The following is a 23,931-nucleotide window of genomic DNA, read 5'->3' on the forward strand; positions in this document are numbered from 1 at the left end:
GCGGGTTGCCCCGACGCCTCACGCCACGACGCCTCACGCCCCGTCACCCAGCGCGCTTCACCTCACGTCAACATACGGGCGAAGAAGTCCGCGGTCGCGGCGTCCAGTCCGGCCCGCTCCGTCCGCGTGCCCTCGTACTCGAAGTGTCCGGCCTCCAGCACCTTCAGCTCCCGCTCCCCGGCCAGCGCGTTGTACACGGCGAACTGGCCGGGCGGCGGCACCGACGGGTCGAAGAGCGCCGCGGCCACCAATACCGGCTTGGAGAGCCGGGCGGCCGCCGTCGCCGCGTCGAAGTAGCCGAGCACATCGACGACCTCGGGGTGCTCCGCGTGGTACCGGCGTACCGCCGCCCCGCTGCCGACGCACTCCAGGGTCAGCCGCAGCGGGTGGTTGCCGAACGTCGGCACGGTCAGCCGCCCCGCGGCGAACCGCTCGTCCCACGGCAGCGCGAGCGCGCCGAGGCCGCCGCCGAAGCTCTCACCGAGGTACCCCAGGCGCGGCTGCGGCCCGTCCAGTCCTGGCACCAGTTCCAGCAGCGCCGACGCGGCACACCACAGGTCGGCGACGCATTCGCCGATGACATAGGTGTCCCGCGCGGCGATCCCGTGCAGGACGTGCTCCGCGGCGAGCGACGGTACGCCGGGCAGCAGGCCGCGGTCGGCCATTCCGCGCACGCACGGCAGGATCGCCGCGGACCGGGGCATCGGCAGCGGCACGTCGGGGCCGACCTGGTCGCGGCCTCCGTAGCCGTGCCCGATGACGAAGCCGTGTTCCGCCTCCCCCTCGGCGGGCAGCACGAGCCAGCCGCCGAGCCGGACGCCGCCCACGGAGGCGTACGACACCTCGTGGACGCGTACCCCGTCCCGCACCTCCACGAGCCGTCCCACCTCGGGCTTCGGGTCCACCGCGCGGGCCGCCTCGTGGCGCGAGCGCCAGAACGCGTCGAAGTCGGTCGGCGCCGCTTCGGGCGCGGGGACGCGCAGCAGTTCGTCCAGCCCCAGGCCGTAGGAGGGGTCGAAGGGGAAGTCGTGCGCGAAGTCGCGCGCCGAGCGGCCTCCGTCGGTGACCGTGCTGTGCGTCATGACGGAGACCTTAAAAGACCTTGGAAACCACCGACCAGGATGTCGCTGCCGTTACAAGAGCGTGACCAAGCCCCTCTTGCCACACGAGTGGGGTTCTTACAGAGTTATGTATGCGCTTACAAACAGCGCTTACATTCCACGGTCCGCTCAAGGAGGAGCCGTCCATGAACCGCCGAACCACCACCGCCGCGATCGGCGTCACCCTGGCGTCCGCACTCACCCTGACCGCTTGCGGCGGCTCCGGCGGCGAGCAGGTCACGGCCGACGCGAAGCAGACGCTCACGGTGTGGGCCATGGGCACCGAGGGCGAGAAGCTCGCCGACGTCGCCAAGGTCTACGAGAAGGCGAACCCGAACATCACGGTCAAGGTGACCCCGATCGGCTGGGACGTCGCCCACCAAAAGCTGGTCTCCGCGGCCGCCGCGAACAACCTGCCCGACGTGATGCAGATGGGCGGCAGCTACCTCACCGAGTTCGCGGACATGGGCGCCCTGGAGAAGGTGGACACCAAGACCTTCAAGGAGAAGGACTACTTCCCGGCAGGCTGGAAGCAGGGCCGGTACGACGGTGACGTCTACGGTGTGCCGTGGTACGTCGACACCCGCGCCCTCTTCTACCGCACCGACCTGGCGAAGAAGGCCGGCATCGACAAGGCGCCGGCCACCATGGCCGAGCTGCGGCAGGCCGCCGAGAAGTTCCAGGACAAGGCCGGCACCAAGTGGGGCCTGTCCATCCAGCCGGGCGGCCTCGACACCGTGCAGAGCTTCTACCAGTTCCTGTACTCGGCGGGCGGCGAGCTCGTCACCGAGGACGGCAAGGCTGTCGCCAACAGCCCGCAGGCAGTCAAGGCCCTGGAGAACTACGGCGGTTACTTCAAGGAGGGCCTGAGCGAGAAGTCCGTGCGTCCGGGCTACGACGTGACCAAGGACTTCGACAACGGCTCCGTACCGATGTTCTTCGGCGGCCCCTGGCACATGGGTCTGCTGGACGACAACTACCCGGACCTGAAGGGCAAGTGGGCCGTCGCCAACGTGCCCGCCGACGAGACCTCCGCCTCCATGGCCGGCGGCTCGGCGCTGACGATCTCCGCCGACAGCGAGCACAAGGCCGCCGCCAAGGAGTTCGTCACGTACCTCACCGGCACCAAGGGCCAGGCCGACTGGTACCGGCGCACCAAGGACCTCCCGGCCAACGTGAACGCCTGGAACTCCGGTGAGCTGGCCACCGACCCGAACCTGAAGATCTGGAAGACCCAGATGGAGTCGGCGAAGGCCGCCCCGGCCCAGCCGAAGTGGACCGAGATCACCTCGAAGGTCGACACCGCGATCGAGAAGGTCACCCAGGGCAAGGCCTCGGCGAAGAGCGCGCTCGACGCGGCCAACACCGAGATCGAAGGCCTCGTACAGAAGTAGCTCGTACAGAGGTGGCTCCCGCGGAAATAGCTCCTGCGGAAGTTCACCCGTGCGGAAGCAGCCCGGGCAGAAGTTCGCTCGTGCGGAAGCGACCGCACCATCGAGGCGGCGGTCGTCGCCGCCTCCAGTAGCAAGTCCCCCACCCCGGCTCCCCGCACGCTCCCCCTCCCGACCAGGACGCGCGCGGGACGCCGGAAGCCCGAAGGACGGACCATGTCCACCACGACACCCACTCCCGCGCCGTCCGGAGCCGTCGAGGCTCCGGACGGTGAGCCCCAGGACGGCGGCGGCAGGAAGCGGCGCGGAAGGCGCTCGACCGGGAAGCAGAACCTGGCCGGCTGGCTGTTCTCCACCCCGTTCCTCGCGCTGTTCGCGGTCTTCATGCTCTTCCCGATCGTCGCGACGCTCGTGATGAGCTTCACCGACTTCGCGCAGCGCAACGTCCGGCGACCGCTCGACGCGGAGTTCGTCGGCTTCGACAACTACGTGAAGCTGTTCAGCGACGACCAGTTCCTGCGGGCGCTGTTCAACACCGCGTACTTCGTGGTCGTCGGGGTGCCGCTGACCATCGGTCTCGGGTTGTTCGTCGCGTTGCTGCTCAACAACGGGATCGACCGGGCCCGCACGTTCTTCCGCGTCGGTTTCTACGCTCCCGTGGTCACCACCATCGTCGCCGTGGCGATCGTGTGGCGGTTCGTGCTCGATCCGTCCGACGGGCTGATCGCCGGACTCGGCGACGAACTCGGATTCACGGCACCGGACTTCCTCGGTTCGGAGACCTGGGCCATGCCGTCGCTGATCCTGATGGCGGTGTGGCGCAACCTCGGCACCGTGATGGTCCTGATCATCGCCGGTCTGCAGGCCGTCCCGACGGAGGTCCGCGAGGCCGCCCGGCTCGACGGGGCGAACACCTGGCAGGAGCTGCGCCGGATCACCGTGCCGCTGCTGCGCCCGACGCTGCTGTACGCCACGGTCATCACCACGATCGGCTACCTCAACGTCTTCGAGGAGCCGTTCGTGATGACCCAGGGCGGCCCGTCCGACGCCACGCTGACCGTGTCGCTGGACATGTACAAGCAGGGGTTCAGCTTCTTCAACATGGGCTACGCGAGCGCGATGGCGTACGTCCTCTTCGTCGTGATCATGGGCATCACGGTGCTGCAACTGCGACTGATGAAGGACAACACGAAATGAGCGCCGTCACCCCCACCGGCCGCCGCTCCGGCGGGCGGGCCCGCAGGCCCCTGCTCTACGTCGTCGCCTCGCTCGGCCTGCTGGTCATGGCCGCGCCCTTCCTCTGGATGGCGCTCAGCGCCTTCAAGACGAAGAAGGACCTCACCGCCAGCCCTCCGGTGTGGATCCCGTCCGAGTGGACCCTGCGGAACTTCCGGGATCTGCTCGACCAGCTCGACATGGGCCGCTACTTCCTGAACTCGGTGATCGTCGCGGTCCTCGTGACCGTGTGCAATCTGCTGTTCTGCTCGATGCTCGGTTACGCGCTGGCCAAGCTCAACTTCAGCGGCCGCTCGAAGGTCTTCGGCGTCGTGCTCGCCGCCCTGATGGTGCCGGCGAACCTGATGGTCCTGCCGCTGTTCGTCCTGGTCAACCAGCTCAACCTCCTGGACACCTACGCGGGTCTGGTGCTGCCCTTCGCCGCCGGCGCCTTCGGTGTCTTCCTGATGCGGCAGTTCATGCAGTCCATCCCGGACGAGCTGCTCGAAGCGGCCCGGATGGACGGCGCGGGCGAGTGGTACATCTTCTGGCGCATCGTGCTCCCGCTGGTCAAGCCGGCCCTCGCGACGCTGACGATCTTCACGTTCCTCGGGTCCTGGAACAACTTCATCTGGCCGCTCATCGCGACCAACGACCCGGACAAGTACACCCTCCCGGTGGCCCTCGCGACGTTCGCCAACGACCCGAACCGCACGGTCGGCGGAGGCAACGGAATGCTCATGGCGGGCTCGCTGCTCGTCGTCCTGCCCGTGCTCCTCGTCTTCGCCGTCCTGCAACGGCATTTCACCCAGGGCATCGCCACCGCCGGCATGAAGTGACCGGCCCTCCCCCACGCACGTAGCCCATCCCCCACGCACGCAGAAAGACAGGCACCACCATGACGTCCACCCCTGCCCGCACGCCCTTCCCCGACGGCTTCCTGTGGGGCGCCTCCACCGCCGCCCACCAGATCGAGGGCAACAACGTCAACAGCGACTGGTGGCGCAAGGAGCACGACCCGGCGGCGAAGATCCACCAGCCGAGCCTGGACGCCTGCGACAGCTACCACCGCTGGGACCAGGACATGGACCTGCTGGCCGAACTCGGCTTCACCGACTACCGGTTCAGCGTCGAGTGGGCTCGCATCGAACCGGCCCGCGGCCACTTCTCGCGCGCCGAGATCGCCCACTACCGCCGCATGGTCGACGGCGCGCTCGCCCGCGGCCTGCGCCCGATGATCACGCTGCACCACTTCACGATCCCGCAGTGGTTCGAGGACCTGGGCGGCTTCACCGCCGACGGCGCCGTGGAACTGTTCGCACGGTACGTGGAGGAGTGCGCGCCGATCATCGCGGACGGCGTCAGCCACGTGTGCACCATCAACGAGCCGAACATGATCGCCGTGATGGCCGGGCTCGCCAAACGCGGCGACCAGGGCTTTCCGCCCGCCGGTCTGCCCTTCCCCGACGAGGAGACCACCCACGCGGTCATCGCGGCGCACCACGCCGCGGTGAAGGCGGTGCGCGCCGTCGACCCGGAGATACAGGTGGGCTGGACCATCGCCAACCAGGTCTACCAGGCGCTGCCCGGCGCCGAGGAGGTCACGGCCGCGTACCGCCATCCGCGCGAGGACGTCTTCATCGAGGCGGCGCGCGGCGACGACTGGATCGGCGTGCAGTCCTACACCCGTACGAAGATCGGCACGGACGGCCCCGTCCCGGCCCCCGCCGACGCCGAGCGCACGCTCACGTCGTGGGAGTACTACCCCGAGGCCGTCGGTCACGCGCTGCGGCACACCGCCGAGGTCATCGGCCCGGACATGCCGTTGATCGTCACCGAGAACGGCATCGCCACGGCCGACGAGCAGCGCCGCGTCGACTACTACGCGGGCGCCCTCGACGCCGTCGCGGCCTGCCTCGACGACGGGCTCGACGTCCGCGGCTACCTCGCCTGGAGCGCCCTCGACAACTACGAGTGGGGCACCTACGAGGCGACGTTCGGCCTCATCGGCTGGGACCCGGAGACCTTCGCCCGTACGCCCAAGCCCGCCGCCCACTGGCTGGGCGGACTCGGCCGGGAGCGGATCCTGCCGCGCCTCTGACCACGACCGGAAAGCCGAGCACGACCGGCAAACCGAGCACGACCACCGGCCTGGGGCCGGACCCAGTCCCCCGTTGTCCCGCCCCTGAGGCCCGCGAACCTGACCTCGCGGGCCGTCGGGCGGGGTCGGCGCACCCCTGACATGCGCCGGCCCCGCCCTCCCCTCTCCCCCGCACGAGCACCACGAGCACCACGAGCACCACGAACTTCCCTTCCCCGTCTCTCCATCTCCCCCTTTCGGAAGAAGGACCTTCATGGACCGCCGTACGTTCCTGACCGCGGCGAGCGCCGGTGGCGCCGCCCTGGCACTGGGCGCCACGCCGCTCGCCTCGGCCGCCCCCGCTCCGTCGCTGCTGCGCACCTGGTTCCGTTCGACGTACCGCTCGATCGAGGCGATGACCACCGGGCTCGGCCTCGTCGCGGACAAGGCCGACGCGAGCGGGTCCGGCGCCCCGGTGCCGTCCGTGCAGACCTCGCCGACGAACATCGGCTGCGGGCTCTGGTCGACGGCCGCCGCCGGTGGTCTCGGTGTCATCGACCGGGCCACGATGGAGCGCAGGCTCGCGCGGACCGTCGCGGCGGTCGAGAAGCTGGAGCGGGCGCACGGGTTCTGGTTCAACTGGTACGACGCCCATGACGGGTCGGTCCTGACGGCGTGGCCCGAGACAGGGGACACCGTCCGGCCGTTCCTGTCCTCCGTGGACAACGCCTGGCTCGTCACGGGCCTGCGCATCGCCGCCCACGCCTCCCCGGCGCTGCGCCCGCGCGTCGCGCGGTTGCTCGCCGACGCCGACTGGTCGTACTACTACACGCCCTACGACGCGGCCGACCCGGTCGCGGGCCCCGGTCAGCTCCGCGGCGGCTTCTGGCCCGACAAGCCCGGCAAGGGCGAACCGACGGGACACCACTACGGCGCCCTCAACACCGAGCCGCGGATGGCCAGTTACCTCGGCATCGCCGACGGCAGCCTGCCCACCGAACACTACTGGCACCTGCTGCGCACGATGCCGCCCGGCGCGGGCCAGGAGCAGGAACCCGAGGGCTCGTACGGCACGTTCGACGGGATCCGCGTCTGGCAGGGCCACTACACCTACCGGGGCCGCAAGCTGGTGCCCACATGGGGCGGGTCGATGTTCGAGGCGCTGATGGTGCCGCTGTTCGTGCCGGAGGCGGAGTGGTCCCCGCGCTCATGGGGCGTGACGCACACCCGTTACGTCCGTAGTCAGATCGAGCACGGGCTGGTGGAGGCGGAGTACGGCTACTGGGGCTTCTCCCCCGCCAACATCCCCGAGGGCGGCTACCGCGAGTACGGCGTCGACGCCCTCGGCATGCAGGAAGAGGGCTACAACTCCCTCGGCGTCGTCACCCCGCACGCCTCCTTCCTCGCGTTTCCCTACGCCCGCGCGGAGGCGCTCGCGAACCTCCAGGCGCTCGACGCGGACTTCGGCGCGTACGACGACCGCTACGGCTTCCGCGACTCGGTCAACGTGACGACGGGCCGGGTCAGCGACTTCGTGCTGGCCCTGGACCAGGGCATGATCGCAGCGGCCCTCGCCCAGGAGCTGAGCCCCGGTCTGCTGCAACGGCCCTTCCGCACGGGCGGCTTCGCCTCGCGGGTGCGCCCCCTCCTGAGGAAGGAGCGCTTCTCCATCTGAGCCGACCGGAATCCAGCCGCAACCCGCACGAAACCCTCCGCCGCACCGTGCTTCGTACACTCGGCGTACGGGGCCCGGGGAACTGGATCCCGCACGCACACCCGCGGACAACCGCTCACGTGGGGAACGATCCTGGCGCATCGTTCCGGTCCGCGGCCCGGCCACCTGTGCGCCGCGAGGGGGCAGCACGCTCACCTTCTCCACCGTCCACGGCTACCGCCGCGCCTACCGGATCACCGGCGAAGGCCCCGCCGTCCTGCTCATCCACGGCGTCGGCGCGACCTCCGCGCAGTGGGAGGACTGCATCGCGGCCCTCGCGCGCCGGCACACCGTCCTCGCTCCCGACCTGCTCGGGCACGGCGATTCGGCGAAGCCGCGCGCCGACTACTCGGTCGCCGCGTACGCCAACGGTCTCCGTGACCTCCTCGGCGTACTCGGCATCGACCGCGTCACCCTCGTCGGGCACTCCTTCGGCGGCGGGGTCGCCATGCAGTTCGCCTACCAGTTCCCCGAGCGCGTCGACCGGCTGGTCCTCGTCTCGACAGGCGGGGTCGGACGCCAGGTCACCCCCATCCTGCGGGCCGCGACGCTGCCCGGCGCGGGGCTCGCGCTCGGCCTGCTGAAGGTGCCCGGCGCGCGGTGGCAGATCGGCGCGTTCATCCGCACCCTCCAGTTGCTGGACACCGGGCTCGGTGTGGACGCGGCCGACCTCGTCAACGTGGTCGACGCCCTGCCCGACCAGAGCTCCCGCGCCGCCTTCACGCGGACGCTGCGAGCCGTCGCCGACTGGCGCGGCCAAGTGATCACCATGCTGGACCGCTGCTATCTGGTCCAGGGCATACCCACCCTCCTCGTCTGGGGCGACCGCGACAGCGTGCTGCCCGTGGCCCACGCGCATCTCGCCCACCAGGCGATGCCCGGCAGCCGGCTGGAGATCTTCCCCGGCGCCGGGCACTTCCCCCACCACACCGACCCCGCACGGTTCGTCCGGCTCCTGGAGGACTTCATCGCCACCACCACTCCCGGCGACTGGAGCGTCGAGCAGTGGCGCGAACTGCTCCGCGCGGGACGCCCCGAGGAGGAGCACGCGCCCGCCGTGGCACGCGCGTACAGCAAGGCCAGCGAACGCAGCGCGACGTGAGGGCGCCCATGGGCGCGTTCCGCGCTCGTCACGCGAGGGCGCGGATCGCCTCGACGGTCCGGTCCACGCTGAGGGACCCGTTCGCGCAGTCGCGCAGCAGGGCCGTCACCCGCTCGTCCTGGTACTCGCGCAGGGGCGCGGGCGGGGCCTCGGGCGCCGCGGCGGCTCCGTCGAGGTCGTCGCGGGTCAGGAGGTGGTCCGCCAGGGCGGCGCAGGAACGGTGCTGGAAGATGACGTCCGGCTTGAGCGGGACGCCGAAGACCTTCCCGGCGCGGCGGGCCAGGCGGACGTAGATGATGGAGTTCAGGCCGAGCTGCCGGAACGACGCGTCGTCGGCGAAGCCCAGCGCCTCGTCGCCGATCTCCGGCTGGAGGACCTCGCGCTTGATCCGCTCGATCAGGTCCCGGCGCGGGTCCAGGTCCTGGCGTGGGTCCAGGTCCCGGCGTGGGTCGGGCGCGGGCTCCTCCGCGGCGGTGATCCGGTCGATGAGCGAGGTCAGCACCTTCGATTCGCCCAGTTCCGTGAAGGCCGACACGCCCGCGTCCCGCAGGTATCCGATGCAGTCGGTCCAGCGGACGGGCTTGGCGATCTGCTCGGCGAGCAGATCGCGGACTTCCCGCGCATCGGGGCCGAAGGGCCGGCCGGTCACGTTGGAGATGACCGGTGTCCGCAGTTCGCCCACGTCGACCGAGGCCAGCACCTCGCGGAAGCGCGCGGCGGCCGGGGCCATCGCCGGTGCGTGGAAGGGGCCGCTGACCCGGACCGGGACGAAGCCCCGGACGCCCTCCGTCTTCTCGAAGACCGGCCGGAGCCGCGCCAGTTCCTCCCGGCTGCCGGAGAGCACGAACTGCTCGGGCGCGTTGTAGTTGGCGATGACGACGCCCGTGGCATCGTGCCGCTTCAGGGTCTCCTCGACGATCCGCTCGGAGACGCCGACGACCGCGGCCATCGCGCCGCCGCTGACTTGGCTCATCAGTTCCCCGCGGCGTCGCACCAGCGTCAGGCCGGTCTCGAAGTCGAAGGCGCCGGCCGCGAACAGTGCGCTGTACTCGCCGAGGCTGTGTCCCGCGAAGAAGTCGGCGGGCGGCAGGTCCTCTTGCGCCGCCGCCCAGTGCAGCGCGTTGACGACGTAGATCGCGGGCTGCGCGTACGCGGTCTCGGCCAGCCGTCGTTCCGGGTTGTCCAGGCAGAGCTCCTCGATCGAGTATCCGAGCACCCGGTCGGCGCGGTCACGGAGGTCGGGGAACCGTGCGAACAGGCTGCGTCCCATCCCCTTCTTCTGGGTGCCCTGGCCTGGGAAGACGTAGCAGCGCATCAGATCCTTCCGCCCCCGAGATCGATGTCGGCCTGCGGCGTCGGCCATTCGGGAAGCTCTACGATCCGGACCACGGCGCACGTCCAGGTGAAGCCCGCGCCGACGCCGAGCAGCATGCAGAGGTCGCCGGCGTCCACGGCCCGCTCCTCCACGAGGTGGCCGAGTCCGGCGATCTGGTCGCCCGCGCCGAGGTGGCCGACGGTGCGGCCCCAGGACCAGGTCGTGAGGTCGAGGTCGATGTCGAGTGCGGCGAGGACCTCGCGCTGCAGCACGGTGCGCCCGAAGTGCGGAACGACGAACCGGGCCACGTCGCTCTGACGGACGCCCGCGTCGTGCAGGGCTCGCTCGACGCAACTGCTGAGACCGGCCCGGAATCGGCGGGTGAACTCGTCCAGCTCCACGTCTCCCAGGTACTGCAGTTTGCGCACGCGCAGGTCGACGGGGTGCGTGGGGTCGTGGTGAGGCGTGAAGGGCGCGTCGCCACGGTGCAGGCCCTCCAGGGTGGGATCCGACACCGTGGAGGTGCTCAGCACCTGGGCGAACCCGGACCTCTTGCTGAGCACCATCGCCGACGCGCCGTCGCCGGGGACGATGCCGATGTCGCTGTTCCAGCGGTCGATCGCGGGCGGACTGACCTTGTCGGCGGTGGTCACAAGGGCCGCCACGTCGTCGGTGGCGGCGAGGGAGCGGGCCGCGATGTCCAGCGCGGTCATGCAGCCGTTGGAGGCGTTCTTGACCTCGAAGGCGAGCGCCGAATGGTCCCCGAGCACCTCGCGGTGGATGTAGGAGGCCGTCGGGTAGAGCTCGAGGCCCTGGAAGTACACGCAGGCGTGCAGCAGCAGCGCGACGTCCTCGGCCCGATGGCCCGACCGTGCCAGGGCGTTCCTGGCGGCGGCCACCGCCATCTCGGGCGGGGCTTCGTCCGTGGCCTCGCAGACCGACTCCAGCTGCGTGTCCTCGGCGTCCTGGGCGTCGAACCGGCCGTCGGAGACGGCTTGTTCCACCTTGGTCGCCGGGGGCAGGTAGGTGGCGACACCCGCGATGAACAGGGCCTCTGTCTTCACTTCTCGTTGCCTTTCAGGGTGGTGGCGTCGTGGAGCAGGAGCCCGACGATCGCGTCGGGGGTCGGGTGGTCGAACACCAGGGTGGCGGGCAGCGTGGTGTCCAGCCGCTTGGCGAGGCGCTTGCGCAACTGGACCATGGTGAGCGAGTCGATCCCGAGGGAACGCAGTGCTCTGTCGGCCGGCACGCTGTCGGGTCCGGGCAGGCCGAGTACGTCGGCGGCCTCGCTGCGGACGAGGCCGAGCAGGAGAGCCGCTCGTTCGGCTTCGGAGGCGGTCGCCATCCGCGTGTCGAACGACTCCTCGGTCTCGGTGACTTCGGCGTCCCGCCTGTCAGTGGTGCGCCTCAGCATGTCGCGCAGCAAGGGAGGCGCTTCCGCGTCGCCGAGTGCGTGGCGCAACGACGCCAGTTCCAGGCGCACGGGCATCAGGTGGGGCTCGGGCCGCGCGAGCGCCACGTCCAGGGCATGCAGGCCCTCGGCCAAGGTCAGCGCGCCGATCCCCTGCCGCCGCAGGCGTCCGAGCTCGGCCTTGCCGAGGTGGGCGGTCATGCCCACTCCGGCCTGTTCCCAGAGCCCGAACGCGAGGCTGAGTCCAGGCAGGCCCCGCTTGCGCCGGTTCGCCGCCAGGGCGTCGAGCGTCGCGTTCGCCGCGGCGTACCCGCTCTGTCCCGCTGTGCCCAGCGTTCCGGCCGCCGAGGAGAAGAGGACGAACGCGGCCAGGTCAAGGCGCTCCGTCAACTCGTCAAGGAGGCGTGCGCCCTCGACCTTGGGTGCCATCACCCGGTGCAGCCGCTCCGCGGTGAAGCCCTCCACCAGGCCGTCGTCGAGCACGCCGGCGAGATGGAACACGGCCGTGAGGGGGTGGTGTGGGTCGATCCCATCCAGTACGGCGGCCACTGCGGCCCGGTCCGCGACGTCGCCCGCGACCAGGTCCACCCGCTCGGCGCCCGCGGCTTCCAGCTCCCGCACGAACGTACCGGCTCCGGGGGCGTTGCCACCGCGCCGCGACAGCAGCACGAGCCGCCGTGCTCCGTGCGCGCGGACCAGGTGCGCGGCGAGCGCGCTGCCGAGCTCGCCGAGACCGCCGGTGATCAGCACGGTGCCGTCCGGGTCGAGGGCGCGTGGCAAGGTCAGCACGGTCCTATGTGCGGCATTCTGCCGCGCGTGGCGCAGGGCGTACGGCGCGTCGCGTACGTCGAAGGCGCTGAACGTCCTGTTGTCCGGCTTCGCGTCGTACGGGGAAGGGTCGGCGGCCACCTGCGCGAAGGTGAGGTTCGCGGGCATCGGCCTGAGGGCGGCAGCGTCCACCCTGATCCGATTGCCGAGCGCGCCTGCCGCACTGCCCATGACCCGGTCACCCGGGCGCAGGGAGGTGACGCCGCTACCAACCTCCACGACGATCCCCGCGAACCCCAGGACCTGAGCGTGCCCCGGGCTCACCCCGGCGGCGCGCACCTCGACGCGGACCTCCCCCGGCCCGACCGGCTCCGGCGCGCCCTCGTCGTGCGGGGCGGCGGCCACATCGACCTGATCGTCTTCCCGCTGACACAGGTGCCAGCTTCCTTCATCCGGCAGGACGAGCGCGTCGACCTCGCCTGCGGTCGGCCTCGCCCGTGGCACGTAAACGGTCTCGCCGCGCAGCACGCACTCCGGCTCGCCGCCGCTCGCGATCACGCGTGCCAGGGGCCGGAAGTCCGGGGTACCGGGATCGAGGTCGATCAGGCGCAGGACGCGCTCAGGTTGTTCCGTGCGGGCTGTACGCACCATGCCCCACACGGCGGCATCGGCCCAATTGCCCACCCCGTCGCCGGGGTTCGAGGACACGGCGTCACGGGTGATCCAGACCAGTTCGGTGCCCTGGAGCCGGGCATCGCCGAGGCACAACTGAAGCGTCCGCAGCGTTTCGGCGGCGGTGCGTTCCGCGTCGTACCACTGAGCGGACGCGCCGCCAGGCAGCGCGAACAGCAGCCGTCGCGGCGTGTCCGCCCGGACGTCGAGCCGCTTCACGAGGGCGTCCAGGTCGGGTACGACGTCGGCGCCGAGCCCCGCGCCCAACTCGGCGTCACCGACCACGAGGTTGCCCGCAGGGTCGAAGGTCTCGGCCACGGGGTCCACGGGGTCCACGGGTGCGAAGCCGACGCGGTAGAGGTGCTCGGCGAACGGGTGTCCGCGACGTCTGCCGTGCTGGAACTGGAGCCCGCCGATCCGGGCCACCAGGTGGCCTGCCGGGTCCGTCAGCCACACGGTGGCAGGGGCGAGGCCCTCGTCCCCGCCGGACGCGAACGACACGCGTACGGTCAGTTCTCTGCCCCCGGCACGGAATAGCTCGACGTCCGACCAGATGAACGGGACGAGCGGCCCATGAGCCGCACCCGCCTCCATCAGCCCGGCGACGACGACCTGCAGTGCCGCGTCGAACAGTGCCGGATGCAGGCCGTGGCCGGCCGGGTCCAGCGCGTCCGGAAGGGACACCCGCGCGTAGTAGACGCCGTCGCGGCGGGCGAGTTCGCGCAGTCCCCGGAAAGCCGGGCCGTAGTCGAGCCCGTTCGCGAGGGCTCGTCCGTGGAAGGCTTCGACGTCGAGCGGCTGGGCCTCGGGCACCGGCCAGTTCTCGATGTCCGGCGGCGGCGTCGTGGCGTCGGCGCGCGCGTGGGTCACGCACTCTCCGGTCACGTGCTGCTGCCAGGTCAGCGGCTCGTCCGTGTCCTCGGGCTGACTGTGGAACGCGAAGGGGCGCCGCCCGTGCGCGTCCGGATCGCCGACGGTGGCCTGAATGCGCAGCGCGCGGCCCGGAAGGAGGACGACCGGCTCAAGCAGCGTCAGGTCCGCCACGGCGTCGGCGCCCGCGGTCCGGGCGGCGAACAGCGCGGCGTCGATCAAGCCCGCGCCCGGCACGTAGACCTGCCCGCCGACGACATGATCGGCCAGCCACGGGGAGTCGTCCAGCGACAGCCGGCCGGTGAACAGGTGACCGCCGCCGCCGGCGAGAGTCGTGATCGCGCCGAACCACGGGTGTTCGTGTGTGGGCTGACTGCCTGTCACCGTAACGAGCCCGGCCGGTAGCTCGCCGAGCCAGAAGCGCTGGCGTTGGAACGCGTACGTCGGGACGTCGACCTTGCGGGCGCCACGGGATCCGAGGACGCGCTCCCAGTCCAGAGGGAAGCCCCGCTCGAACAACGTGGCGGCCGCTCGCCAGAGTTGGTCCATCCCGCCCGATCCACTCTCATCAGCGGGCGGACCGACCTCGATGAAGACTCCGAAGCCGTCACCGCGCAGCCGCTCCAACGCGTGGTCGGTCCGGCTCGAATGGAAGGGGATGGAAGCCCGGGAAGGGACGATCCCTGGCATCGCGCCGCCGTCCGCGTCCCCCGAGCGCGCGCGAGCACGACGGGCGACGACGCGGGCGCCGTCCTCCAGGCTCAGCGCCCCGCTCACCACCGCGGCGGCGACCTCACCCTGCGCGTCGCCCACCACCGCCGCCGGTTCCACGCCCCAGCTGCGCCACAGCGCCGCATGTCCGAGGGAGGTCGCGAACAGTATGCACGGCAGCACGTCCTCACCGTTCGCGTCCTCCTCGCCGCGCAACACCTTGAGCACGGACCAGCCGGTCAACGGCGAGAGGACCGCGTCGCACTCCGCCACGGTGTCGCGGAACACCGCACTCTGCTCAAGGAGTTTCCGGCTCGTCCCTGGCGGCTGCGCATCCTGACCGCCACCGCCACCGCCACCGCCACCGCCGTCGCCGTCGCCGTCGCCAAAGACGAAGGCGACCTTCCCCCGCGCCGTGCCGGAGGCAGGCTCGACCGCCCGCAAGGCTTCGGCGGCATCCGTGGCGTTGCCCGCGAAAACCACGGCGCGCGCGTCGAAGTGCGTACGGCCGACGGCGGAGGTGTAGGCGATGTCCCGCATCGGCGCGGAGGGCCGCGTCTGGAGCCAGTCGGCCCAGTGCCGGGCCTGCGCACGCAAGGCGTCCGCGTCGGTGCCCGAGATCACCAAGGGGTGGACGAGATCCTCGCCGGGCTGGTCCGCGTCGACGGTCGCCGGTGCGGTGGCCAGTGCGGTCGCCGGTGCGGGCGCCGGTGCGGTCGACGGTGCTTCTTCGATGATGACGTGCGTGTTCGTGCCACTGATACCGAAGGAGCTGATGCCGGCGCGCCGGACCCGCCGTGTCCGCGGCCACGGCCTCGGCTCTTGCAGGAGCGCCAGTTCGCCGCCGCTCCAGTCGACGCGAGTGTTCGGCTTCTCCGCGTGGAGGGTGCGGGGCAGCCGCTCGTGTTGGAGCGCCAGCACCATCTTGATGACGCCGATGACGCCGGAGGCCGCCTGGGCGTGGCCGATGTTGGACTTGACCGATCCCAGGTGCAAGGGGCGCAGGCGGCCCGAGAACACCGCGGAGAGGGCGCCGGCCTCGATGGGGTCGCCGAGCACGGTGCCGGTCGCGTGCGCTTCGACGACGTCGATGTCGGCCGGGGTCAGTCCCCCGTCGGCCAGGGCGCCGCGCAGCACGCGTTGCTGTGCGAGGCCGTTCGGCGCGGTGAGCCCCTGGCCCCGGCCGTCCTGGTTCATGGCGGTGCCCCGCACCACGGCCAGGACACGGTCACCGTCGCGCCGCGCGTCCGAGAGGCGCTTGAGCACCAGGACGCCGCAGCCTTCCGCCCAGCTCGTCCCGTCGGCCTCGTCGGCGAAACTCTTGCAGCGGCCGTCGGCCGCGAGCCCGTTGAGACGGCTGAACTCGACGAAGATCTGCGGGGTGCTCATCACGGTCACTCCGCCGGCGAGCGCCAGGTCGCACTCGCCGCTGCGCAGGGCCTCGCACGCCAGGCGCAGGGCCACGAGCGACGAACTGCACGCGGTGTCGACGGTGAGCGCGGGGCCGGACAGACCGAGGGTGTAGGCCACGCGCCCGGAGATCAGGCTCGACCCGTTGCCGGTGATCTTGTAGCCGTCGCTGCTCCCGACGTCCCAGCGCCGGGCGACGTCGTAGTCCGAACTCATCGCGCCGAGGTAGACGCCCGTGTTGCTGCCTTCGAGGGAGGCGGCGGGCAGATTGGCGCGTTCGAACGCCTCCCACACGACTTCCAGGACGAGCCGCTGCTGCGGGTCGAGGGACAGCGCCTCACGCGGGCTGAGCCCGAAGAACGCCGCGTCGAAGTCCTCGACGTCCCGTACGAATCCTCCCTTGCGTTCGAAGCGCCTGCCGGTGGCGTCGCGCTCCGTCTCCTCCAGCGTGCTGAGATCCCAGCCGTCCCAGCGCCGCGGGAACGGGCACGAGGCTTCGCGGCCGTCGACGAGCAGGTCCCAGAACGCTTCGGGCGTGTCGATCCCGTCCGGGAGCCGGCAGGCCATGGACACGATCACGACGGGGTCGTCATCGTCGGAGTCGTCGTCGGACCGGCTGGGCGTCGCCGCGACGTCGGTCGAGACGTCCGGGGCCTCGTACCGCTCCTCCGCGTGCGTCAGCAGCAGTGCCGCGATCGCTTGAGGTGTGGGGTAGTCGAAGGCAAGTACGGTGGGCAGCGCGACCCGGGTCCGTGCGCTGAGCCGGTTGCGCAGCTCGACCACCATGAGCGAGTCGAAACCCTGGTCACGCAATGTCGCGTCGGGGCGCACGCCTTCCGCGGGCCGGCCGAGCAGGGCCGCGGCCTCCTCCGTGACGAGCGCGACCATCGCTCCCAGGCGCTCGGGTCCGGGCAGCGCCATCACGTCCGCGCGCCACGAAGCACTGTCGGCGACCGGGATCGGGTCGTCGTGCTCGTCCAGCCAGTAGCTGCGGTGTTCGAACGCATACGTCGGAAGGTCCACCCGGCGCGTATCAAACGCCGAGAACACTTGTTTCCATGGGACCGGCACCCCTTGGACGTGCAGCTCTCCGAGCGCCCGCAGCGCTTGTTCGATCCCGCCGTGATTGCGGCGCAGGCTGCCCACCACGACGGCCGACCCGTCGGCCTCGGTTCCCTGCGCCAGGGCTATCTGGAGCACCGGATGCGGGCTCACCTCGACGAAGACCCCGAACCCGTCCGCTCGCAGGCGTTCAAGCGCGCGGTCGAAGCGCACCGGCTCGCGCAAGTTGCGGCACCAGTAGTCCGCGTCGAGCTCGGGACCGGCCGCCCGCTGCTCCGTCACGCTCGAATAGAAGGCGATCCCCGCGTCCGTGGGGGCAAGCCCGGTGAGCTGCTCGCGCAGCGGGGGCAGCAGCGCGTCCATGTGCGGGCTGTGCGACGCGTAATCCACGTCCACACGCTGGCAGTACGCGCCGGTGGCCTCCATCTCCGTAAGGAAGCGGTCCACCGCCTCGGCGTCCCCGGCCACGACGGTCGACCGCGCGGTGTTCACCACCGCGACGGACAGCGCCTCGCCGTAGGGCGCCAGCTTCTCCAGGACCTCACCGACCGGGCGCTCCACGAGCCCCATCGCTCCGTCCGGCGCGTGTGCGTGCACGGCCCGGGCGCGCAACGCCACGATGCGGGCGCCGTCCGCCAGGCTCAACGCCCCGCTGACGACCGCCGCGGCCACCTCACCTTGACTGTGGCCGACGACCGCCGAGGGCTCGACGCCCCAGGCGCGCCACATCGCGGCGAGACCGACGTACATGGCGAACAACGCGGGCTGCACCACGTCCGTGCGCGTGAAGGACGGCGCGGAACCGTCGTCCTGCCCACGCACCACCGCGGCGACCGAGTAACCGGTGTACGGGGCGAGGGCGTCGTCGCAGGCCGTCACGGCCTCGCGGAACGCGTCGTTCTGCTCCCACAGCGACCGGCCCATCCCCCACCACTGGGCGCCCTGGCCGGGGAAGACGAACGCGACGCGACCGCGTTCGACGGCCGCGCCCGTCACCACCGCGTCGTGGCTCTCGTCCGAGGCGAGTGCCCGCAGACCGGCCACCGCCTCGTCCGTCGTTCCTGCGATGACCACGCCGCGCGTCGGGTGCTGTGTGCGTGTCGTCGCCAGCGAGTGGGCGACGTCGGACAGCCTTGCCTCGGGCGACGACTGTCCGAGGTGGTCGGCGAGGCGTGCGGCGTTGCGTGCGAGCGCGTGCGCGTTCGTGCCGGACACGGTCAGGCAGACCGGGCCGTCCGCGTCCGGCGGGTCCGGCACCGGCGCGGTCCCGGGCGCCTCGCCGACGGCGACATGCGCGTTGGTTCCGCCGTATCCGAAGCTGCTCACTCCAGCGAAGCGCGGCCCGCCCGGCCACGCGGTTGCCTCGGTGACCACTTCCAGGCGTTCGGCGGGGAAGTCGATGCGCGGGTTCGGCGTGCGGAAGTGCAGGCTCGGTGGGATGACGCCATGGTGCACGGCGAGCGCGGCCTTGATGAGCCCGAGCGCGCCGGCCGCCGGTTCGAGGTGGCCGAAGTTCGTCTTCGCCGAGCCGATGCGCAGCGGGGCGGGCCGGTCGGCCCCGAACACGGTGCCGAGCGCGCCCGCCTCCGTCACGTCGCCCAGGGGCGTGCCCGTGCCGTGCGCCTCGACGTACGCCACCGCGGACGGCGCGACGCCCGCGTTCTCCCACGCCGAGCGCAGCACCTCCGTCTGCGCCTCGTGGCCGGGGGCGGTCAGGCCGTCGGTCGCGCCGTCGTTGTTGACGGCGCTGCCGTGCACCAGCGCGTAGACGCGGTCGCCGTCGGCGAGGGCATCGGACAGCCGGCGCAGCACGACCACGGCGCAGCCCTCGCCCCGGGCGTAGCCGTCGCCGTCGCCGTCGAAGGCCCGGGACAGGCCGGCGGGGCTCTGGGTGCCGAGTTTCGTCATGGCCACCGAGGTGTTCGGGTGCAGCATCAGGTTGACGCCGCCCGCGAGTGCGAAGTCCGACTCGCCGGAGCGCAGGCTCTGCACGGCCAGGTGCACCGCGACCAAGGAGGAGCTCTGCGCGGTCGTCACGCCCATCGCGGGGCCGCGCAGCCCCAGCGCGTAGGCGATCCGGGACGGGATCACCGAGTTGTCCCAGCCGATGGCCGAGTGGGCGTGGATCGCCTCGGCCGCGCCCTGCGTGAACAGGGCGTACTCCTGCCACATCGCGCCGATGAAGACGCCGGTCCGCGTGCCCGCGAGACTCGCCGTGGAACGTCGCGCGTCCTCGACGGCGGCGCACGCCACCTCCAGGGCGATCCGCTGCTGCGGGTCCATCTGCCGTGCCTCGGCCGGTGGGATGCCGAAGTACTCCGCGTCGAATCCCGTGACGTCGTCGAGGAATCCGCCTCGGCGGTTCGCCGCCCGTCCTGACGCCTCCGCGTCGGCCCACGCGGTGGCGTTCCACCGGTCGGCAGGCACCTGGCGCACCGCGTCGACGCCGCCGAGCAGTGCCTGCCAGAGTGCGGTCGGGTCCTCGATCCGGGCCGGCAGTCGGCAGCCGATGCCGACGATCGCCACCGGTTCGTGGCGGCCGTACGTCCGGGCGGCGGCGGTCTGGTCAGTCACGGGGAGCCCCGATCTCGTCGGACGCGTAGAGCGCCAGGCATGTCTCCTCGATCGCGGCGAGCGGTCCCGCGTCGTTGAGAATCGTCATGTGGTTCGCGGCGTCGATCTCCACCAGGCGAAGTCCCGGCAGCTCGCGCTCCCAGTCCTGCTGGTAGTTCACGTGGTCGAGGGAGAAGGTCTCGCCGACGACCTGGAAGTAGGGTTCGGTCTCGCCCAGGAAGAGCCCGCGCCGGTTGCGGAAGTAGGTGCACACCACGGCTTCCGGTCGCGGCAGCGGCCTGATGGTGTGCTCGCCGAGCCGGTAGGCGAGCTGGATCGCCATATTGCGCTGGATGAACCGTGCGATCTGAGCAGGTTTCATGGCGAGCCCACGCCCGGCCGCCAAGTCCGCGAGCCGCAGGACGAACGCGTCCTCGTCCAGCTCCTCCGCGACCTCGTCCCGGTGGATGAGGCGGTCGCGCAGGGCCGCAGGGTCCTTCTCCCCCGGCGGCCAGAGCAGGGAGTTGACGACCTGCAGAGCCGCGCTCCGCGCCGACTGGAACCCGTTCGCGTTCGACTTCGCCAGACCGGTCTCGTCCGGCGAGTCCACCATCGTCAACGAGGTCACGTCCTGGCCCTGCGCCTGGAGCCGCCGGGTCACCTCATAGGCGACGATGCCGCCGAGGCAGAAGCCACCGATGTCGTACGGTCCCTCGGGCTGCACCGAGCGGATGATCCCGGTGTAGTACTCGGCCATGGCCGTGACGCCCTCGATCGGCGCGTCCTCGGTCAGCAGGCCCCGGGCCTGGATGCCGTAGAACGGGCGGTCGATCCGCTCGGCGATCGTGCGGTACGACTCGACGCCGGCGAGGGCGCCGTGGATCCAGAACACCGGCCGGCCCTCGGTCGCCCCGTTGAGGTGCACCAGTTCCGGGGCCGACGCGCGCGTGGCGCGGGCCGCCGCCACGGGCAGCCTCGCGACCACGTCGTTCAGCGTGTCGTGCGGCTGCCACCATCCCGGCTGGAATTCCGGGAACACGCTGCGGATCCGGCCCAGCATCGCGACCAGGAGCAGGGAGTTGAGACCGTAGTCGGCGAGCGACCTCGTGCCGTCGATCTCGTCGCGCGACAGGCCGAGAACCGAGGCGACGAGGTCGGCGACGAAGGCTTCGGCGTCCGGAGGGCCGACGAGGGTGGGTGATGCCTGATCCGGCCGCGGTGCCTGCTCCTGCGGCTGCGGCTGCTCCTGCGCCTGTGCCTGTTCGGTGAAGCACGTCAGCCGTGCGAAGGGGTATCCAGGCAGTGGGATCCGCCTGCGCCGAGCGCCGTGATGCAGCAGGTCCCAGTCCACGGACGTGCCCTCGGCCCACTGTTCCGCCACCTGGTCGAGCCGCGGCGGCATCCCGTCGCCCTCGGCGGCGGCAGTGGGATCGACGCCGTCGGCGAACGCCACGCGGGCGAGCGTGTCCGGGTCGCCGTCGAGCCAACCGCCCAGAACGCGGGCGGCGTCGTCGGTGCTCCGCGCCACGAACGCCAGTCGGCAGCTCATCGCTTCCCGGCCGACCTGCAACGTGTACGCGATGTCCGCCCAGGAGCGCGGATCCGCCGCGACGAACCGGTCGATCAGGCGGCGCGCCCGCTCGCGCAGCGCGTCGACGCCCCGCGCCGAGAGCACCAGGACCTGCGGACCCGGGTCGTCGTCCCGGTCCACGGGGGCGACGTGCTGCTCCAGCACCACATGCGCGTTGACGCCGCCGATCCCGAAGCTGTGCAGGCCCGCGCGGCGCGGCAGCGGCCGACCGGCGTCGTCGGTGCGCTCGGGCCACGGCAGGTTCCGCGCGGCGATGCGCAGCCGCGTCCCCTTGAGGGAGAGGTCGCGGTGCAGCCGCCCGAAGCCCGGGAGCGCCGGGATCACGCCGTGCCGCATGGCCTGCGCGGTCTTCACCAGGGCGGCCAGTCCGGAGACGACCTCCGTGTGACCGATGCAGGGCTTCAGGTTGCCCAGATACGTCACGTCCTCGCTGCCGTCCTTACTGCCGTCCTCGCTGTCGGCCTTGCTGTCGTCCTTGCTGCGGAGTCCGGCGCCGAGCGCCGCCAGTTCCGCGCTGTCCGCCAGGAGCGAGCTCATGCCGTGGGTCTCGATGTAGTCCACGGCGCCCGGATCGAGCCCGGCGTCGGCGTAGGCGTGCGCGACGGCGGCCTTCATCCCCCTGATGTTCGGTGCCGTGAAGGACACCCCTCTGCCGCCGTGGGCCACACCGGTGCCGCGTACGACGCAGTGGATGAAGTCCCCGTCCTCCACGGCCCGTCGCAGCGGTTTGATCAGTACGGCGGCGACGCCCTCGCCGCGCGCCGTACCGTCGGCGTCCTGCTGGAACGGCCGGACGTCGCCGCTCGGGCTGAGCATCCCCGCGGCCCGCATCCCGCCGAACCCCGCGGGCGACATCACCAGGTTCACCCCGCCGACGAGCGCCTGCTCGCACTCGCCGTCGCGGATCGACCGGATCGCCCGGTGCAGGGCCACGAACGAGGACGAGCACGTCGTGTCGTACTGCTCGCTGGGGCCGTTGAGGTCGAGCAGGTACGAGATCCGGTTGGGCACCATCGCGGGCGACGGCAGGCTCATCAGGTCCGTGGCCGCGGGCCGGTACTCGCTCTGCGTCGTGGCGACGAACACGCCCGTCGGCCGCTTCCGCAGCTCGGCCGGCCGGTAGCCCGCGTCCTCGACGGCGTTCCACGACGCCATCAGCAGCAGGCGCAGCTCCGGCGTCACCTGGCGCGCCTCGGTCATCGACATGCGGAAGAAGAGCGGGTCGAACTCGTGCACGCCATCGAGGAATCCGCCTCGCAGCGCGGCTGCCTCGTCGCCGTAGGAAGCCCAGTCCGCACGCTTCTCCGGCGGCGCGGTGATGCACCGTCTGCCTTGCTCGACGATCCGCCAGAACTCGTCGACGTCGTCGGCCCCGGGGAAACGTGCGGACATGCCGACGATCGCCATGCCGTCGAGCGCGGCCTCATCGTCGAGATCGGGCTGAGGCTGAGACTCAGACTGAGGCTGGACAGGAGTAGGCGTCCGGTCCGGCGGTGCGGGCTCTGCCGGAAGCGCATCCCGCAGTTCCTCGGCGTATTCGGAGACGATGAACTCGCCGAGTTCGGCGAGGGTGTTGTGCTCGAACAGCACAGTGATGTCGAGGTCGATGCCGAGCGTCCCGCCGAGGGTGCGGGCCACGTTGACCGCGAAGATCGAATCGAGCCCGTAGTTGGAGAAGGGTTCGTCCCGCCCGATCCTCGTCCGCGGGATGTCCAACGCCGCTGCCAGCACATCGAGCGCGACCGCCTCGATATGGGCGCGCAGACGATCTCCGGGCTCGCTCCCGGCGCTGTGATCGGCCACGGTTGGCGCGGGACTCTCGCGTCCCGGCGCCACTTGCGGCGCTGACGGGCGCGGTACGGCCGTCGCCTGCCGTATGACGCCGTCGCTCTCGGCCACGATGATCTGCTGTCCCAGATCCTCGGCCTCCTGCGCGGGCAGGGTGATCGCGCGGAATCCCTCCCGCGTCAGGACGTGCCGCCAGTGTGCTGTGGAGAGCAGCGGGCTGCCCTGGATGCGCAGGTGCGGGTCCTCGTAGCGCCACCAACCGTCGAGGAGGCCGAACGAGAACTGGCTGAGCAGGTTGTTCGCGGTCAGCTCGTTCAGGAACAGCAGTCCGCCGGGCTTGAGGAGCGCCTTGGCGTTGTGCAGGGTGTGGCGGATGTCGCGGGTGGCGTGCAGGACGTTGGCGGCGACCACGACGTCGTACCCGCCGAGGGCGAACCCCTGATCCGCCACCGGGCGCTCGATGTCCAGGACTTCGCAGGTCAGCCAAGGATTCTCCGCACCGAACGAACGCTCCCCGTGGTGCAGAAAGGCCCTCGATATGTCGGTGTAGCAGTACTCGCGCACGTCGAGGCGCGCGGACCGCAGCGCGTCCAGGACGACGGCGCTCGTGGCACCCGTGCCCGCCCCGATCTCCAGGATCCGTGCGGCGTCCTCCGCCGTCCGGGCTCGTGACCGCCGCTCCAGCCGCGCCACCAGGTCGGTGGCCAGCACGCGGTTGAAGAACGCCGACGCCGGGTTGGTCGCGTAGGCGTTCTGCACCAGCTCAAGCGATCCCCCGGGGAACATGACCTCGGTGGCCGGTCGCCGTCCGCTGAGGATGTCGGGGAACGCACGCAAGGTGGTCTCCACCAGCAGGTGGGTGGCCGCGAGATCGGGATTCTCCTGCCATGCGGGCTTCACTGCCTCCCACTCGCGCCACAGTTGTTCGAGCGGCCGGTCCCGCACGGCAGCGTCGAGCAGAATTCTGCCGTCCCGTCGCTCGATGTATCCGGCCGCTTCGAAGACGCGCAGGCACTCCTCGAACCACGCGTCATACCCCGGCGCGAGGCCCGCCGACTCCCGTGCGGCCTCCGGAGTCTGCCCGGATTCACGGAACGCGCCGAGCGCGTACAGGTGGGACCAGAGGAAGTCGAGCAGCAGCCGCTTCATCATCACCAGCTCCTTCGAAGGCCGCGATC

At 71.3% G+C, this 23,931-nt stretch carries 11 protein-coding genes; 6 read left to right on the forward strand and 5 right to left on the reverse strand.

The genetic code is table 11. The annotated features are described in order from the left end of the window. Nucleotides 1–62: 62 nt before the first annotated feature. Nucleotides 63–1,082 (reverse strand): acetylxylan esterase, encoded by a 1,020-nt coding sequence (locus ABZ877_RS20625; protein WP_361073153.1) that lies wholly within the window; start codon nucleotides 1,080–1,082, stop codon nucleotides 63–65. A 164-nt stretch (nucleotides 1,083–1,246) separates the two neighbouring features. Between ABZ877_RS20625 and ABZ877_RS20630 the strand changes: the two genes are divergently transcribed. The 6 genes from ABZ877_RS20630 to ABZ877_RS20655 all read left to right on the forward strand — a co-directional run bounded on the left by ABZ877_RS20630 (nucleotide 1,247) and on the right by ABZ877_RS20655 (nucleotide 8,602). Beyond that, entirely contained in the window at nucleotides 1,247–2,494 is a 1,248-nt protein-coding gene (locus tag ABZ877_RS20630) for a sugar ABC transporter substrate-binding protein (RefSeq protein ID WP_361073156.1), read from the forward strand. Between the two features lie 213 nt (nucleotides 2,495–2,707). Continuing rightward, nucleotides 2,708–3,688 (forward strand): sugar ABC transporter permease, encoded by a 981-nt coding sequence (locus ABZ877_RS20635; protein ID WP_361073159.1) that lies wholly within the window; start codon nucleotides 2,708–2,710, stop codon nucleotides 3,686–3,688. Beyond that, entirely contained in the window at nucleotides 3,685–4,545 is an 861-nt protein-coding gene (locus tag ABZ877_RS20640) for a carbohydrate ABC transporter permease (protein WP_361073162.1), read from the forward strand. The genes ABZ877_RS20635 and ABZ877_RS20640 overlap by 4 nt, the downstream gene beginning before the upstream one ends. Before the next feature lie 59 nt (nucleotides 4,546–4,604). Continuing rightward, complete coding sequence (locus tag ABZ877_RS20645) at nucleotides 4,605–5,807, forward strand: family 1 glycosylhydrolase (RefSeq protein ID WP_361073164.1); 1,203 nt, start codon at nucleotides 4,605–4,607, stop codon at nucleotides 5,805–5,807. A 253-nt stretch (nucleotides 5,808–6,060) separates the two neighbouring features. Then, the gene (locus ABZ877_RS20650) at nucleotides 6,061–7,461 is read left to right on the forward strand and encodes a glucoamylase family protein (protein WP_361073167.1); all 1,401 of its coding nucleotides are present in this window, start codon (nucleotides 6,061–6,063) and stop codon (nucleotides 7,459–7,461) included. 139 nt (nucleotides 7,462–7,600) lie between these two features. After that, nucleotides 7,601–8,602 carry an alpha/beta hydrolase gene (locus ABZ877_RS20655; protein ID WP_361073431.1) on the forward strand — a complete coding sequence of 334 codons (1,002 nt, stop codon included), beginning with the start codon at nucleotides 7,601–7,603 and terminating at the stop codon, nucleotides 8,600–8,602. A 28-nt stretch (nucleotides 8,603–8,630) separates the two neighbouring features. Here the strand turns inward: ABZ877_RS20655 and fabD are convergent, their stop codons facing one another. The 4 genes from fabD to ABZ877_RS20675 are packed head-to-tail and all read right to left on the reverse strand — an operon-like array spanning nucleotide 8,631 to nucleotide 23,902. Further along, entirely contained in the window at nucleotides 8,631–9,917 is a 1,287-nt protein-coding gene (fabD, locus tag ABZ877_RS20660; RefSeq protein ID WP_361073170.1) for an ACP S-malonyltransferase, read from the reverse strand. Next, nucleotides 9,917–10,981 carry a ketoacyl-ACP synthase III family protein gene (locus ABZ877_RS20665; RefSeq protein WP_361073173.1) on the reverse strand — a complete coding sequence of 355 codons (1,065 nt, stop codon included), beginning with the start codon at nucleotides 10,979–10,981 and terminating at the stop codon, nucleotides 9,917–9,919. Before ABZ877_RS20665 ends, fabD begins: the two co-directional genes overlap by 1 nt. Beyond that, the gene (locus ABZ877_RS20670; RefSeq protein WP_361073176.1) at nucleotides 10,978–19,395 is read right to left on the reverse strand and encodes a type I polyketide synthase; all 8,418 of its coding nucleotides are present in this window, start codon (nucleotides 19,393–19,395) and stop codon (nucleotides 10,978–10,980) included. The genes ABZ877_RS20665 and ABZ877_RS20670 overlap by 4 nt, the downstream gene beginning before the upstream one ends. Next, nucleotides 19,388–23,902, reverse strand: a complete 4,515-nt coding sequence (locus ABZ877_RS20675; RefSeq protein WP_361073434.1) for a beta-ketoacyl synthase N-terminal-like domain-containing protein — start codon at nucleotides 23,900–23,902, stop codon at nucleotides 19,388–19,390. The genes ABZ877_RS20670 and ABZ877_RS20675 overlap by 8 nt, the downstream gene beginning before the upstream one ends. Nucleotides 23,903–23,931 lie beyond the last annotated feature (29 nt).

The organism is Streptomyces sp. NPDC046939 (assembly GCF_040644575.1).
In the GTDB taxonomy this organism is placed as follows: domain Bacteria; phylum Actinomycetota; class Actinomycetes; order Streptomycetales; family Streptomycetaceae; genus Streptomyces.